Raw genomic sequence first — 16104 nt, forward strand, 5'->3', positions numbered from 1 at the left:
TAGTTTTCAGTAACTTGTCATTTTAGACACTGACATGAAGACTTTAACCCTGCACACTAGCCTCGAATAAAAAGAAAGAAGCGCGAGGGACGTGTGAAAATTTTTTCAACCAACACTTGTCCAGTACCGGACAATATTGAGCAAGTCATTCGACAAAAAGATGAAGTTGCTGCTGAACAGGGTGGAATGACTGAGCGCCAGATTCAAAAAATCTGGAACAGTATAGAAGCACTATATAAAACCGGAAACTATCCACTTATTACCTTTTGTTTACGCAGGCAAGGTAAAATTTTGCTGAATCGGAGCATTGGATATGCCCAAGGGAACTCTCCGGCAGGACTTCAAGAAAATGCCCTGATTGCAACACCTGATACACCTGTTTGCCTATTTTCAGCATCAAAGATGATTACAGCCATGTTGATTCATCTATTAGATGAAAAAGGCGAAATCAATTTGCTTGATCCTGTAAGCTATTATGTTCCTGAATATGGTGTCAACGGTAAGCGCCGTGCAACGATCTTTCATTTATTAGCACATCGTGGTGGCATTCCTTATATTGATGGCGATGTCACACCAGATTTATTATTTGATAAAGACGAAATTTTAAAACGTTTATATGCTGCCCGACCTGTGTCTCCTGCTGGCAATCACCTTGCCTATCATGCTGTTACGGCAGGTTATATTTTAGGAGAAGTCATTGAACGGGTGACTGGGCAGGATTTACGTGAATTTGTACATCAAACTATCGAAAAACCAATGGGGATGCCTTATTTCAATTATGGCTTAAAACCAGAATACCGTTCAGAAGTCGCCTTAAACTGTGCAACAGGTCTGCACCCTCGCCTTGGTACCGATCACTACCTGAATCATGTGTTAGGTGGCGGTTTACAACTTGCAGTTGATGTGACTAACGATAGTCGTTTTATGGACACCATTTGCCCAGCTGGAAACATCTATACCAGTGCAGAACAAGCCGGCCGCTTCTTTGAAATGCTTTTAAGTGGTGGAAGCTACGGCCGTCAGCAAATCTTTAGTGAGAAAACAATTTTCAGAGCAACACTGCCAACCACAGGCATTAACATTGACCGTACTTTGTTAATTCCAATGCGCTATGCTTTAGGACCAATGTTAGGTAGCAACCCTGTAGGCCTTTTTGGCCCAATGACAGGACAAGCATTTGGTCATTTAGGGTTCTCCAACATTTTATGCTGGGCTGACCCTGAAAGAGATATCAGTGTGTCTCTATTAACAACTGGTAAATCTGTAGTGGGTACTCACCTACCTGCTTTAGCTAAAGTGCTCTATCAAATCTCAACCCAATGTCCACGTATACCGAGAGATCAACGCCGTTCGTTATTTGGTAGTGATTCTCATGAGACTGACTTAGTGTAGAAGCAAATAAAAAACCCAAGCATTTCTGCTTGGGTTTTTTGCGCTGTAGTTTTTGTTTATCGTGTTATTGCTGTTTTTATTGTCGTTGGTGAGATGCTAGTCACATCCTTCTTGTTGTTTTAACTCACTTCCGATGTTTTTGTTTCTATTTCCTTATGTGATGTATTGTGACATATCCAATTATGAAGAAAAGTAGTATTTTTCTTATCATCATGTAAGTGAAAACGTACAGGTCTGTATAATATTTGGTAAATAGCCATTTTTACCTTTAACGTACAGTTCTGTATAACATATAACTTAACAATTCACAGGAAAAATGCCTGTTTTGAAATCATATTATAGATAAATATATTGATATTATTGATTTAAATCTTTAGACAAAAACAGAGTGAAGATAGTGTTAAAAACGAAATGTGCGAATGCTTTTTGGAATATGGTGAAAAGTAGAATATAAAAAAGCCCTGTAGTCTCTCCCAAAACTACAAGGCTTAGCGGCTGTAAGTTTCCTCTTTATACACCTACTTCATTGTAAGTTCGCAGTCTCTCGACTTAAGTTATTATTATTGTGCGATTTTGCCCGACATTCCGTGCCAAGCTCGTTGTGCGTTTATAATCTCAAAAACACGGGGTGTACTCTAGCAGCAAATATCTCGAATCTATGTAAGCTTTTTCTTACAAGGGTAAAAATATTAAGTTTGTCTTAACGAACTAACCGATTAACTTTTTGAACTAAACCGCTTTTTCGTGTAGTACGAACTGTAAATGCTTGTAATAAAGCCTCTTGATGCACTAAAAGACTGACTACTTTCTTAGCTCGTGTAATCGCAGTGTAAATAAGTTCTTGGCTTAATAAGTTCTTGGCAGCCTGATCTAAAACGACAGCAGTGTGTGTAAATTCAGACCCTTGCGATTTATGAATCGTTAAAGCGAACGCATTTTGAATACTTTTAGGTAATCGATTTGCAGCGACCCATTTATTCAAACTTGGAAAATATACTTCAAACTGCTGTGGCTGAGTCCTGTGCTCAAAGCACAAACCAATGTCTCCATTTGAAATACCGAGTTGATAATCGTTATAAGTCATCATTACAGGACGACCCACGTACCATCCTCCAAGAGTCACTATTGAAAGTTGCTGCTGCAACCAACGCTGCGCATATTGGTTTAACTGCTGCAACCCAAACGGGCCATGCCGAACCGCGGTTAAAATCCGGTAGTCATCAAATGCTTTTACTACATTTTGGACCTGTTCAATCGAGCGCTCTTCTTTTAAATAATTTTTTAGACTCTGTACATACCCTTGGAAACCGAGCATTAGCTTTTGATAATAGGTATCTAGGTCTAATAGATTCCCTTCTGGTAAATATTCAAGCTGAACAACATCAGGCATATCTCTTTGTAAAAGTATGGGCTTTAATTCTGAAACCTGAACAATATCAACTTCAAACCGCTGCAAAACCTCTACATGGTCTTGTTGATAGCTTTGTGCCTGAATAAATTTGGCCACTTGTCCAATCAATGCACCTTCAGCAAAACGACGACTGGTTTGTAATTGTACTCGGTTATCAGCCAACGCCTGTATTTGCTGCAAATCTGCAAGAACCGCCCCGACATCAACGGAAGCAAGCTGATTTGCATCTCCTAATAAAATAATTCGACAAGACTCAGGCACAGCTTCAAATAAAAGAGTAGCCAGATTTAAATCCAGCATGGAAGCTTCATCCACGACAATCACGTCATAAGGCAAAGGCTGTTTTTGATTAAACCGTGGTGTCTGGCTATGTCCCATCCCCAATAATCGGTGAATTGTTTGTGTTCCCTGATTCCTTAGCTCTTCACTCACTAATCCAGACTCAAGCAATTTAGGGTCATTAAACGAGTTCTGTAAGGCCTCTTGCATGCGCTGTGCGGCTTTACCTGTTGGAGCAGCCATCGCCACACGAATATGTGGAATAGCTTGGCTAAGTACAGCAATGATACGTGCCAGCGTATAAGTCTTACCTGTACCCGGTCCACCCGTAATAATACTCAGGCTCTGCCGAGCAACCATTTGTAAAGCTGCCTGTTGATGAGCATCGGTAAGCAGGTCTAAATAGTCATCACAAGAGACAGGTTGAATTAATTGTTGCTTTAATCGACAAATTTGTTCTGCAAGTCGTTGCTCTAGGTGCCAATATCGGTATAATGCCAACCCCTGCTCATCGTAGACGCACGGCGCAACTTTTGAGGTTGCTTGATCGGCAGATATAGCAAGCTGACCAAGTGCTGCAATTTGCTCTGAACTGATATCGATACAACTATCGCCTTGTAAGCTCGCTTCAATAAGCTGCCGCAAGTAAGAAGTGGCTTCTGACACTTGCGATTGCTCAGTAAATGGAGCCTGATTTAAGAAGTTACTCCACGTTGTTAACCAGCTTAAATCGGCCTGTTCAGAGCTATTTAGATTGTCCACACACTTATCCACCTAGTTTTCCACACGCTTGTCCACATGGTTATAGACAGGCTTATCCACATGCCAAGTATTTGTTAATCTTCAGATTACGCATTTTATCAGCATTTTTCATGCTATTTTATCCTCAGCAAAATACCCCAAAATGGCATCAAGACGAAGAATAAACTCGACGCTAGGTTCCCAATAATAGTACCCCTGCTCTGCTTCACCATTCATGCCACGTAAATAAAGATAAGTTGCCCCACCTAAGTGTTGCTCAATCTGGTAATCCTGCATTTTGACTTGCAAATAGCGATGTAACGCAACGAGATATAAACCTGCTTGTAGCCAGTAACTTGCCAAAGACATGCTTTGAGCAATGCTATCACTACGATAATCTGCAAGATCATCCCCTAAGTAATTACTTTTATAATCGGCAATGTGGTAACGCTGACCATCAAAATAAACCAAATCGATAGAACCATTAAGGTAACGCGCTGAACGAGCCTCAAGTAACTCCGGCATATTCAACCCATACTCAGCGAAGAGCTGCTGAATACGTGTCATTGCTAAAACCCGATCTGAGAGTGCCAAATAAAAAGGAAACTCTGACAAATACTGATCTTGTTGGAGCTGGTTTAATCGAAAGCCTTGAGAAAGCGGTGTTCGCAAAATATCTTTTAACCACTCTGCAACTGACTGGTAAAGCAGATTTTCTGCATCTTCCTCTTCTGGGAAGCTCTCGTTATATTTACTGAGTAAATCTTGCCAAAGGCTACTATAGTCATTTTTAAAACGACGACGTATTTCTATGACCCAGTCATCTGAACATTGAAAATCAATATGTTCAAATATTTCATGCAAGAAATTACCGGCAAGCGTTCCTCTAGGAAAATTATTCTTTATCCAGTCAATCGGCTGAGCACTGATTGCTTCAGCAGTATTGATTAAGTCTAACTCATCTTCTGCTAATACAGCATCATTGCTCTGGCTGGCCAATAAATCTGTGCCAGCCTTATGTTTTAAATGCTGTGCCAAGTAACTGAAACTGGTTTTCCCTCTCGAATAAAAACGTTGTTCAGGGAATCGTTGTGCTTGTATTTCAATAATACTGGTTTGCTTGGCTAAATGAATTGCCTGTGGAATCTGTTCTAAAACCACTTCATCCGTACAGCAACGGTGTTGAAAAGGTTCAGCTCTATTTTTCCAAAAAGCGAGACCTGATACTGACTTGCCATCAAGATCTTGTAGGACAGCATAGACGCGGTGGCTTGCTCGCGTTAAAGCGACATACCAAAGTCGATTCTGTTCAGCGAGCGCTCGTTCTTCGTGCTGCTTAAGTTCAATTTCATTCAAATAAGTTTTATCAGCAATCGCAACGACACGTTGAGTCAAGGTCTGACTTATGTCTGGCTTGACGACCTCTTGGGTCGAAAAATTGAGTGTTTTATTATTTTCTCGAAAGGGCTTGTCTGCACCTAATAAAAATACAATCTTAAATTCCAATCCTTTGGACTGGTGAATGGTCATGAGCTGAACACCAGCTTCACTCGATAATTTACGTTCTAACTCCCAATCACGGTCAAGAGGAGAACGCAACTGTTTGAGATACCAGTGATAAAGGTTCTGAGCACCTGAGTATTTTTCACTATGCTGACTCAGAATTTCAGTTAAATGACGCAAGTTCACCACAACCCGTTCATTATCTTTACTTTGGGCAACAACCAAATTTTGCCATATATCAAACTGGATGAGACATTGTTGCCATGCCACTAAAAAGCCTTGAGTGGACCACAACTCTCTAATCGTGTCAAAACCAGTCATAAACTGGCTTAACCCTTCGGCTGTCTGCTCAAGCTGCAAGAGTTGTTTTAAATCCATGGCAAATAGACGGCTAATTAAAGCTCGCTTCATTTTTGCCTCATCGTAAGGATGAAGTATGGCAGTCAACAAAGCACCAACGTCTTGAGCAATCGTGCAATCGAAAACACTTCTTTTTGATGGTCTGTTAACCCGAATTCCTAAACGCTCTAGCTCAAATTGAACTTTATCAAGTCCATCATGATTACGGGACAATACCGCAATATCATCTTCGTTTAAGGTTTGAGTCTGCGCATCTTTTTGAAAATATAGTTGTCCGGCATGTGACTGGTTAAGTAGATCTCGAATCTTCCAAGCAACTTGCTGAGCCTCTGTTTCTTTATCTTTGAGCATTAACCAGCGCAAAGGGTGAGGATTATGATTGTTCTGCTCAATCAGTACAGGATGAGGCCGAGTGCCTGCTCGAATTGGGTCATATTGAACTTCTTCACCAAAATCAATTTGTCGTTGAAATAAGGCGTCGACCACATCAACCAGATCAGCAACAGAACGATGGTTATGAATTAACTTATATTCACGACCATGTTTGGCTTGAATATCTTTATAGGCATTTAAGAAGGTGAGCATATCCCCACCACGGAAGCCGTAAATCGCCTGTTTACGGTCGCCCACCATAATCATGCAGCCTTTTTGGTAGCGCTCTGGATGGCGCCAAATGCTCGCCAGCATGTCGTCTTGATCTTGGTTGGTGTCCTGAAATTCATCAACCAAAATTAAGGGATATCGAGCCTGCACAAATACAGCAAAACGTTGCCCCTGCTCACCTTTTAAAGCTTCAGAAAGTGTACGAATTTGCTGAGAAAAAGTAGTTTCACCTTTATTTTGCAAAACCTGAGGTAAACGTTTTTTCACCTCTACACATAAATAGGCTTTTAAATAAATATGAAGTTGATCGAACTGCTCGGCGTAGTTTTTCAGCACACCAAACAGTTTCTGAATCTGCTGAATACAAGGATGCTGATAGAAACCATCTGAAATTTCAGCAGGACATTTCTTAAAAACTTTCTGATCAGCAAGTTGACCTAAAAACTTAAAAACAAGTTCTCGCTGTACCGCCAACGAACCGTCAAAAACCAAAATGCTGTCGCTTTGCTTTAGAACTTGTAGAAGCTGTGGCAAACATTCACTAAATAGTTTATTAAATGCCCTATTTCTAAATACTGTCCCGCTCACATGTTTATAGTGCTCTCCATCAAGCAAGTAATATGCTTCTAAAAGACTGATATCAATTTCTGTCGCTAATTGTTTGAGCTGCGTAAGTTCTTCAAATTGAATGGTTGGTTTTTCAGGAAGTTTAAAATGAGCAGAACTAAAGTTAAGTGAGTCTTCAACAAGTTTGACAAAACTATCGACACTTTTTAACTCACCTGCCAGATACAACGCATCAATCACGGTCTGAGGTTGAGACTGTATCCATTCACGCAAAACATCATGAATCAGTTGTCGACTATAAGTTTTAGCATCATCGGTAATTTGAGCGCGTTCAATTTTGCCACTCTCAAAGGCAAACTCACGTAATAGTTTTTGGCTAAAGCTATCGAGTGTTCCGACAAATAACTCGTCTAACTGATCTATAACCAATTTTAAACGTTCACACGCATAGGCAATACGCGTCGCAAAATGCTTTAGAATATGCTGGAGTAATAAGTCAGGTTCTTGCTCTGCCTGCGTAAGTAATTCTTGTTCTGTAAAACTACGCTTGGCATCTAAATAACGGTACGTTTCAACCAAACGTGCACGAATACGGCTTTTTAACTCAGCAGCAGCAGCACGGGTAAACGTGGTCGCAATGACTTGTCTAGGCAAATATTTTTCAAGAAAGATACGGACCATCAAACTTGATAAGGTATAGGTTTTTCCTGTACCTGCCGAAGCTTCAATTAAGTGCAAGCCACTAAATTCAATATCAATAATAGGTTGATAAGACACCTGTACTCTTGAGTTCATGCCTTACTCCGAATGTTGAAATTGAAAAACCGGATGATACAAATCATACGCAAACTCATCACAAGCATGTTGAAGCAAAGCTTGCGCATCTTGTTCTTGTAAAATAAAGCTCCAGTCTTGATGCAACTTACAAGCTTCATTTTGAGTCATATCCATCGTGGTAAATGACCCTGTTTCATTCCAGTATTTTAGCAGCTCAGCATAGCTCTTCTCATCCAGTTTTGCTTTTTCTGTCTGATTTGTTGTTTCCCACTGATATGCTTTAGCTTTTTCTAGCGGCTTTAATAATAAGGCTGCTGGTAAAACCAATGGTTGTTGCTGTGCATGACGCCAGATTTTAAACCATGGCTGCAAATATTGCCGAGCTTGCTCAGAACTTACGCCACTACAAATCACAGTTTGATCACTAAAAACCACAATACGGCGCTTTTCAGCTCCTGCACTTCCCTCATTCAAATAAGCTAACCAGAGTAGATATTCTAACCAGACTTTAGCGCGTCTTTTTGCCCGAGCGCTTGAAGGTTCCATACTCACCCAGTCCCGAGTTTCAGACTTCGGAATTGTAATATTCATATGAAGCTGTTTAGCAATTCGCCAAATACGCTGAGTTGTTTGTGTCACTGCTGGTGCATAACGGTGAAGGCGCTCAAGCAAACATTCTTGCTCAAACACACCTTGTTGCCATGCACTATATTTGACTTTACCTACAGGCAACTGATCAATTAATACTTCAGGTTGTGCTTGCTGTTCAGATTGTTGTAAAAAATGTCGGATCGCATAGCGCCCTAAACCATCTAATAATAAAGGTTCATTTTGGTCGAGCACTCCGACACTTCCTAAGTTTTCTACCCCTAAAGTTTTCAAATATAATCGTGCAGGGAACGTCACATCCTGTATCCAATGCTGGCTCTCTAAAACCAGCATGTCAGGTGCTTGTAGCGGATAGGTCGTATTCGCCCAAGGTTGACGGCTTCCTGAAACTTGCTGAATTTGTGAAGCGACCTTAAACCAGTGATCTTGGTAGCGAATAACACTTTTTTCTACAGTAAAACCTTTCGGGTCGAAGGGCTGTAAATCATGTAAGTGATAGAGTTGTTTTAACTGTGATGGAATCTCAATTCCTTCAATAACGACACTTTCAGGTTCACCATCTTCAGCTTTCACAATCAACGCAAGATGTTCACGAAACTCTTGAAGAATACTGGAAGGTTCGCGCACCTCGCCATCGTTCACATCAAAGCCGTTATAAAACAGCCATAAATTTTCTTGGGCTAATAATAAAGCATCTAAAAAAGCACCTTGATCATCTTCAAGTCGAGAGCGATCGCCTAACTGCTGACGCAGTGCATCCATCAAATCAAATGGAACATGGGTATCGCGGTTTGGAAATTGTCCGGCATCAAGATTTAGCATGACCATTAAACGATAAGGTAACGGCCGAATGTGTCCAATTTGGGCAAAGGTAATTTGCCCTGTCGGTTCAGCTTGTGCACTTTGGCTTTCTAATGTCCGTTGAATTTCTTCAATAATATAAGGCAGAGGCAAAGTAATTTTGCGCAAAGTTCCTGTTTCTGTCTCGGCGTAATAGCTTGCGAGCGTCAACATTCGTTCTTGTTTTTTAACAATTTCACGCACAGCTTTTAGAGCAGCAACACCAACCTGCTCAAATTCAACAATATCTTTGCCTAGTACCTGAAGCCAATATTCAACGGTATAGACTTTTCCTTGTTCATGCAGAGTCAGCCAATCACGGCGCTCGTTCAAATCCTGATAAATCTGAATGAGTGTACCAATCAGCTCGAAATCGCTCGGTTGAACTTTGGCATAACTCAACACCTGATTAAACGTCGCATGTACAGGCACGGCAATGCCAAGAGCCAATCGTTCTAAGGCAAATTTAAAGCTATATCGATAATCATCATCACCGTCACACAAACTGCGCTTGAGATGCTCTGCATCAAGCCCTCGTTTAAAACCCGCATCGGCAAGCAAATTTAAAATCCGCTCGACCTGAACATACTCAAGTTCGTAACGTTGCTGGGTCGCATGCAAGCTTAACCAGTCAGCAAAATCATCAAAGCTAAAACGGCCCTGCATCAGTTGAATACGCCCAATTACGGCACGCCAAGCATTAAGTGCATCAAGTGATGCAACACCTGCAATTTTCACTGGCAAATGTACACCTTGCTCAGTGGCAGTAGCGGGAAATACACTTCGAATTAGAGGCTCTATGTCGGCCAAATTAGGAACTAAAACTAAAATGTCGTTTGGTCGGCGCGGCTGCTCATGCGGTTTAGCCAACCAGCCAATCAATTGCTCTTTTAGAACTTCAAGTTGACGTAAAGTCGAATGACAAACATGAATCTGAATCGAGTCATCGTCTGGAACAAGCTCATATTGCTTAGCTTGAGGTTCAACTAAATGCAAAATATCTGACTGAACTTTACCGAGTAAACTTTCAGGAAAATCATCCACAAAAGCATCCACCCACTTACCTTCTTCACCCGTGGACAAATTTGATAATAGCGAAAAGTGGTCGCGGGCTTGTTTACCCAATCTGGTTAAAAGCGGATGTCTAGACTCACGCGCTTCAGCATTAAAGTTGAGTGTAAATTTATTAAAGAAATCACTAATTTCAGCATCAGTAGCCTTTGGATTTTTCGCAATAAAACGCTCTTTTACCCCTAAGTCATAACGCTGCTTCCACAGTGGATCGACACTATCGGCCCAATATTCTTGTGAAGGGTTATAGTGCAAAATCAAGACATCAATATATTGGCCTAAACGGCGCAAAAACTGTAACTGGCTTGGCGGCAAATCTAATAATGTAAAAATCACTACTTGATTAGGTAATCTTGAAATAGCACGCTTACCACGGTCTGGATGATCTAACTCTTGCCAAAACAACGCGTCAATTTGCTGCATTTGCAAAAAGTCATCATGAAAATGTTGCTGCCACAACCAACGCTGCCAACGCTCTAGCTCCTCAGTTTGATGTAATGCAAAAGCAGTCACTTCATCATCTTTTTGCACAATATATTTTTCAATATCGAGTGCTCGGCCCTGTCCCCAAGCAGACAACCAGTTTTCCGGACAGGTACAACTATTTTCACAACCACGCTGGCACTGTCCACGATAAATCATATAGTTGCTAAATAGATCAGCAACCTGCTCAGCGACCCAATACAGCATTTTTTGTTTTTTTAATTGTTTGTCTATGCCTTGTTCGAGTCGATCTGCGCTGTCATAAATACGCTGAACAATAGAACGTAAAGGATGCGACGTATCGATGCTTATCGTGTCAGGTTGAATAAATTCGTGCAAAGCCTGATGCACCCGCCATTTAAAAATCAAACGCGGGATGTTCGCTTTACGAACCTGCTCTTTATGCGCAGTTAAAACTTGCTGATAGGCAAACCATTGGAAACCTCGTACCCGTTGGTGAAACTGGTAATTGGCACTCATGCCTTGTTGTTCTGCAAGTTTTTGTATCAGCCACTGCTCGACCGCAGGACTTGGAACAATAAAATGCTGGGTTTTCAAAACCTGTAATGGATGCGTTGAAGCTTGAGATGTAGACGTCAATACACCTTGCAACAACACATCAATACGTTGACTTTGAATAACATGAATCCCCATTTATTTCATATCCTGCTTGCATAATTTATGCACAAAATCATAAACATTCATTACTATACAACTGAATCTGACTATGTCACGTTGGTTTAAACACAGCATAATTTAACTTTAGGTGTCACTTACACTTGGTTTAAATGACGCCATCAAGAAACTTATACAGGTAGACATTATGAAAATTGACAAGATTCCTGACTATATTGATCCTAGCCTAAATCTGGAACAAATTCGCGATGAGTGTCATGATCTCATCAAAAAAAGAGCTTACGTCTCAGCAGGAGCGGCAATTGTACCGATTCCTTTTTTTGACGTGGCAGTCGATTTGGGAATTTTGTCGTACCTTATTCCAGATATCAATTCCCGTTTTGGCTTAGCACCTGAACACGTGAGTGTCTACGACCCGAAAACTAAAACAATTCATTGGGATGAACTACGTAAACGCGGTTTTGAATTTTCAGGCTTTGTAGTAGCGCGTACTACAGTTAAAAAAACATTTAATGGCTTTCTTGGCAAAATCGTAACGAAACAGGTGACTAAATTTATACCACTAGGTGGGCAAATTGTAGCAGCAAGTTTGGGCTATTTCATGATGAAAAAAATAGCAGAAACTCATCTGAATGATAGTTATAACCTTGCAAAACGTATTCAGCAAAAAAGCCGTAGCACTATTGTAAATTAATGTTTGCCTTGTAGCTGAGAGCTTAGTCTGCTCTCAGCTGTTTTAAAATGGCCTTCAACACTTCTAAACGTGCCGTATATTTATCATCGGTTGCGACAATATACCAAGGTGCATATTCAGTACTGGTTCGCTCAAACATATCGGCTGCTGCCTTTAAATAATCATCCCACTTATCACGATTACGCCAATCTTCTGCGGTAATTTTAAAACGTTTATGCGGTGTTTCTTCTCTGGCCTTAAAACGCTGCTCTTGCTCATCTTTACTAATCGCTAGCCAAATTTTTACTACAATCGTTTGACTATCAAATAAATCTTTTTCAAAGCGGTTTATTTCATCATAGGCACGCTGCCATTCTAAAGGTGAAGCAAAACCTTCGACACGTTCAACAAGCACACGTCCATACCAAGTCCGATCAAAAATCGTGATTTTTTCAGCTTCATTAATGCGGTTCCAAAAGCGCCATAAGTAAGGATGTCGTGCTTCAAAGCGTTCAGGTGCACCAATACAATGAATATCATATTCACGTGGGTCTAAGTTTTTAACGATTCGCTTAATGGCCCCACCTTTACCGGCTGCATCCATGCCTTCAAAAGCAATCACGACATTACGTTTATCAAAACGCATGGCATCGGCAATTTTCTTACTCAGCTTATCCAGCTCTTTTTTATATTCAGCTTTTTCAAGTGGTTCATTAGAAGGTTTTAATAAACTCTCTGGAATTTTAGCTTGCTGCCATTTTCCTTTAACTTCAGTTTCATGCTCTGGAAGTTGACGCATGTGTTGTAAAAGGTATTGAGCAAAAAATTGATCACGCTGCTTTTCATCTTCGCCATCAATAATGTACCAATCATCGGTAAAACGACGGCGTAACTTTTGCAAAGTGTCATATTGTTTTTTATTACGCCAGTCTAGACCATGCAGCTTATGCCAGTGTTGCTCTGACGGATCTATTTTATCTAAACGTTTTTGCAGCGATTTCCATGATAGATCGAACCAGACTTTAACCACATCGACATAGTTATTTTTTAAATCTTGTTCAAATGCCCGCATATTTTCAACATATTCATCAAAGCGAGAATCATCTAAAGGCTCGGAAACATGCGTTGCGGTGACGAGCAAATCACTATACCAATTGCCAAACATCACCACGATTTGACCTTCAGTCGGAATAAACTCCGAGTAAGATTGCCAAAATGCTTCTGTGTCTGTCAGCACACGTGGCGCGTCTGCTTTGACTCGTAAATATCGTGGATCTAGCCACTCACGAAGCTGCTTAACGGCCTCGCCTTTTCCAGCCAGTTCAATACCACTCATTAATATCAGTGTGCTTTTAGCGTTGGGTTTGCCCCGACTTTCTTTTAACGCATATTGTGCTTCAATCAAATCGACTGAAAGCTGTTCTTCATCACGAATCTCAAATTTTGGTTGTTGTTCACTCATAGTCCACGGCTCTAATCTTTTATTGTTTAATTTCGATGATCTTTAACTTATGCGGTTAAATGATGAATTGCTATACAAATTATGTCATTGCGACAAAATTCTGTTTAAAAATTGACGCATGAATCATTTTTTTTACATCTACTCGCCATAGTACAAGGTTACAATGCCTTTTATGATTTTTTGCAAATAGCCCAATATTAGAGCCTTAAATGTCTAAACTCGCTGCTTTTGATGATCTTTTACAACAATATAAAACATTTAATTATCACGATAATCCTGTGCTTGCCCAACGTTTGCAAGATGTACAAACATGGCTAAAAGAGCGGATGAAAGATACGCATCACGACTTTTTTAATTTGCCAGCGCACAAGCTCATGTCAGAGTATTTTTTAAATCGTTTATATGGCGGTCCAGAGTTTGATGCTTTAGCAGCTCAAATTGAACGCCTATTGAAATATGCGCATAAAGCCGAAAAAGTCTTACCTGAAAATGCAATTAAAACAGGCACTAAATCGGTAAGTTTAGCTGTACTTGCAACTCAACTTGATGAGCAAGTAGCAATGCAACTTCTTGAGGACTATCCGGCAGATACCGTACTCACTGATGAGATTATGCGTTTAACCTTAATCAAGCTGGATCAGGCCGAAGCTCGTTATCAACAACTTGCTCTTCTTGACGATTTAGGTGCAGCACTCGATAAATACATGCGCTCATTTATGATGTTTACTGCTTTTAAAATGTGTAAAGGTATTGCCCAAAAATATCACTTCGAATTGATGTATGATTTCATTCAAGATGGTTTTAGTGCGATGAAACCGTTAAAATCAGCCGAGACCTTTATCAAGACTTTTACTGAAAAAGAACGCCAGATTATTGAAAATGTACATTCAGGGCATCCGAATCCGTTTAGAGTGTGATAAGGTCGGCACATAGAAAAACTCAACCTCACGAAGTTGAGATTTTATTCATTATATTTGCATGATGATGCCTGTAAAAATAGACAAAATCTGTCATCATGCAGAACTTATTCCGTTTCACTTGAGTTTGAGTCTAGGAGAGACAATATGTCTAACGAAAACCAAAAGCCAACATCTCCAACTGAGCAGGCACAAAGTTCAGACAAAGTTAGCCCATTCCTAAGCTCACCTTTACCTCAAGGTACTCCTCAAGGGCAACAACAAACTTTACAGCAAACCTTAACAGACACACCTGTGAATGGTTCTGTACCTAAATACAATTTACCTCGTGGTGCTGGTAATACTGGCAACGTTGGTGAAACCACACACTTTGGTTACTCAACTGTTAGAACTGAAGATAAAGCACAAAAAGTTGCAGAAGTTTTCCATTCAGTTGCAAGCAAATATGACTTGATGAATGACTTGATGTCATTTGGTATTCACCGTTTGTGGAAGCGTTTTGCAATTAACATGTCTGGTGTTCGCCGTGGTCAACACGTGTTAGACATTGCTGGCGGTACAGGCGACTTAGCAAAAGTATTTAGCCGTGAAGTTGGTCCGCAAGGTCATGTTGTACTTTCAGACATTAACGAATCTATGCTCAATGTTGGCCGTGACCGTCTAATTGATGCAGGCTGTACCAATGTTGACTTCGTTCTTGCCAATGCAGAAACTTTAGAGCCTTTTGCAGACAACAGCTTTGACCTTGTAACCATTAGCTTTGGTTTACGTAACGTGACAGATAAAGACGCAGCACTTGCATCTATGTTCCGTGTGTTAAAACCAGGCGGCCGTTTACTGATTCTTGAATTTTCTAAACCTGTATTTGAGCCATTCTCGAAACTTTATGACCTCTATTCATTCACCGCTTTACCGATCATGGGTAAATTGGTTGCGAATGACTCAGAAAGCTATAAGTATTTGGCTGAATCAATCCGTATGCACCCAGACCAACGTACTTTAAAAGGTATGATGGAAAATGCTGGCTTCCAGAACTGTGACTATCACAACCTTACTGCAGGTATCGTTGCTGTTCACCGTGGCTTCAAACTGTAAGGGATAACGATATGTGGTCGATTCTGGCACTCGGTGCAGTCGAACGTATCATTCATCATCTGATAGATCTGGATGCGGTTACTCGCATTCAGCTTAATCAGTTACAGGGCAAAATGTTGCGTGTTGTGATTGATAGCCCGCAGCTTTCTGTCGATGTGTTCTTTGACCAAGAAAAAGTACGTCTTGAACCTACCGTAACAGGTCATAGTGAAAAGCCTTCTATTTTTGAACAGCGTCTTTTTGATGCCCAATTAAAAATTTCTGAAGCAACCGCAACTTTGCATGTTAAAGATGTCGTTGAACTGATTAAATTATTGGTCAGTGATCCAGACCAGATTGGGAATATCCCACTTCAAGGTGATTACCACCTCCTACAGGATATTCAAAAGATTATGCAGCAAGCTGAACCAGATTTAGCTGCGCATTTATCAAGATGGGTGGGTCCTCAACTCGCTCATGAAATTGGCAAGATTCAACTTGCACCAAAACATTTAAAACGCTCCGTGCAAAGCCATCTGTTTTTTGCTGAAGATGCCTTAAAAGAAGATAGCGGCCTATTTGCCCCTCGCTGGGAAATGGACCACTTAACTCAAGCAACTCGCAAGCTTAATCAAGACATTGACCGTCTAGAAGCAAGATTGCAGCAACTCAATGCACAACTACAACCCTCTCAAGACTAGGTAAG

General features: G+C 40.6%; 9 protein-coding genes. 5 read left to right on the plus strand and 4 right to left on the minus strand.

Features of this window, described 5'->3' with window-relative positions:
* Positions 1 to 93: 93 nt before the first annotated feature.
* A complete protein-coding gene (locus RMB06_RS12690) occupies positions 94 to 1392 on the plus strand; it encodes a serine hydrolase domain-containing protein (RefSeq protein WP_311079727.1) in 1299 nt (432 codons plus the stop codon).
* A gap of 700 nt (positions 1393 to 2092) precedes the next feature.
* On the opposite strand, the gene recD is transcribed toward RMB06_RS12690, so the two are convergent.
* The 3 genes from recD to RMB06_RS12705 all read right to left on the minus strand — a co-directional run bounded on the left by recD (position 2093) and on the right by RMB06_RS12705 (position 11290).
* Positions 2093 to 3844, minus strand: a complete 1752-nt coding sequence (gene recD / locus RMB06_RS12695; protein ID WP_311079729.1) for an exodeoxyribonuclease V subunit alpha — start codon at positions 3842 to 3844, stop codon at positions 2093 to 2095.
* Positions 3845 to 3952: 108 nt separating this feature from the next.
* Positions 3953 to 7651, minus strand: a complete 3699-nt coding sequence (locus tag RMB06_RS12700) for a UvrD-helicase domain-containing protein (protein ID WP_311079731.1) — start codon at positions 7649 to 7651, stop codon at positions 3953 to 3955.
* Positions 7652 to 7654: 3 nt separating this feature from the next.
* Entirely contained in the window at positions 7655 to 11290 is a 3636-nt protein-coding gene (locus RMB06_RS12705; protein ID WP_311079733.1) for an exodeoxyribonuclease V subunit gamma, read from the minus strand.
* A gap of 169 nt (positions 11291 to 11459) precedes the next feature.
* On the opposite strand from RMB06_RS12705, the gene RMB06_RS12710 reads away from it, so the two are divergent.
* Positions 11460 to 11966 carry a hypothetical protein gene (locus tag RMB06_RS12710; RefSeq protein WP_005079307.1) on the plus strand — a complete coding sequence of 169 codons (507 nt, stop codon included), beginning with the start codon at positions 11460 to 11462 and terminating at the stop codon, positions 11964 to 11966.
* A 22-nt stretch (positions 11967 to 11988) separates the two neighbouring features.
* Here RMB06_RS12710 and RMB06_RS12715 read toward each other — a convergent pair whose 3' ends face one another.
* The gene (locus RMB06_RS12715) at positions 11989 to 13407 is read right to left on the minus strand and encodes a polyphosphate--AMP phosphotransferase (protein WP_005065911.1); all 1419 of its coding nucleotides are present in this window, start codon (positions 13405 to 13407) and stop codon (positions 11989 to 11991) included.
* Positions 13408 to 13616: 209 nt separating this feature from the next.
* On the opposite strand from RMB06_RS12715, the gene RMB06_RS12720 reads away from it, so the two are divergent.
* The 3 genes from RMB06_RS12720 (at position 13617) to RMB06_RS12730 (ending at position 16099) form a co-directional block, all read left to right on the plus strand.
* A complete protein-coding gene (locus RMB06_RS12720) occupies positions 13617 to 14324 on the plus strand; it encodes an FFLEELY motif protein (protein WP_005079311.1) in 708 nt (235 codons plus the stop codon).
* A gap of 147 nt (positions 14325 to 14471) precedes the next feature.
* Positions 14472 to 15419, plus strand: a complete 948-nt coding sequence (ubiE, locus tag RMB06_RS12725; protein ID WP_002114829.1) for a bifunctional demethylmenaquinone methyltransferase/2-methoxy-6-polyprenyl-1,4-benzoquinol methylase UbiE — start codon at positions 14472 to 14474, stop codon at positions 15417 to 15419.
* Between the two features lie 11 nt (positions 15420 to 15430).
* The gene (locus RMB06_RS12730; RefSeq protein ID WP_311079736.1) at positions 15431 to 16099 is read left to right on the plus strand and encodes a hypothetical protein; all 669 of its coding nucleotides are present in this window, start codon (positions 15431 to 15433) and stop codon (positions 16097 to 16099) included.
* The last annotated feature ends 5 nt before the right edge of the window (positions 16100 to 16104 follow it).

It is taken from the genome of Acinetobacter sp. V104_13 (genome assembly GCF_031798995.1).
Classification (GTDB): Bacteria; Pseudomonadota; Gammaproteobacteria; order Pseudomonadales; family Moraxellaceae; genus Acinetobacter; species Acinetobacter pittii.

Coding starts and splice junctions, on each gene's coding strand:
- ubiE (WP_002114829.1), top strand. CDS start 14,472: ATGTCTAACGAAAACCAAAAGCCAACATCTCCAACTGAGCAGGCACAA.
- RMB06_RS12730 (WP_311079736.1), top strand. CDS start 15,431: ATGTGGTCGATTCTGGCACTCGGTGCAGTCGAACGTATCATTCATCAT.
- RMB06_RS12700 (WP_311079731.1), bottom strand. CDS start 7,651: ATGAACTCAAGAGTACAGGTGTCTTATCAACCTATTATTGATATTGAA.
- RMB06_RS12720 (WP_005079311.1), top strand. CDS start 13,617: ATGTCTAAACTCGCTGCTTTTGATGATCTTTTACAACAATATAAAACA.
- RMB06_RS12710 (WP_005079307.1), top strand. CDS start 11,460: ATGAAAATTGACAAGATTCCTGACTATATTGATCCTAGCCTAAATCTG.
- RMB06_RS12715 (WP_005065911.1), bottom strand. CDS start 13,407: ATGAGTGAACAACAACCAAAATTTGAGATTCGTGATGAAGAACAGCTT.
- RMB06_RS12705 (WP_311079733.1), bottom strand. CDS start 11,290: ATGGGGATTCATGTTATTCAAAGTCAACGTATTGATGTGTTGTTGCAA.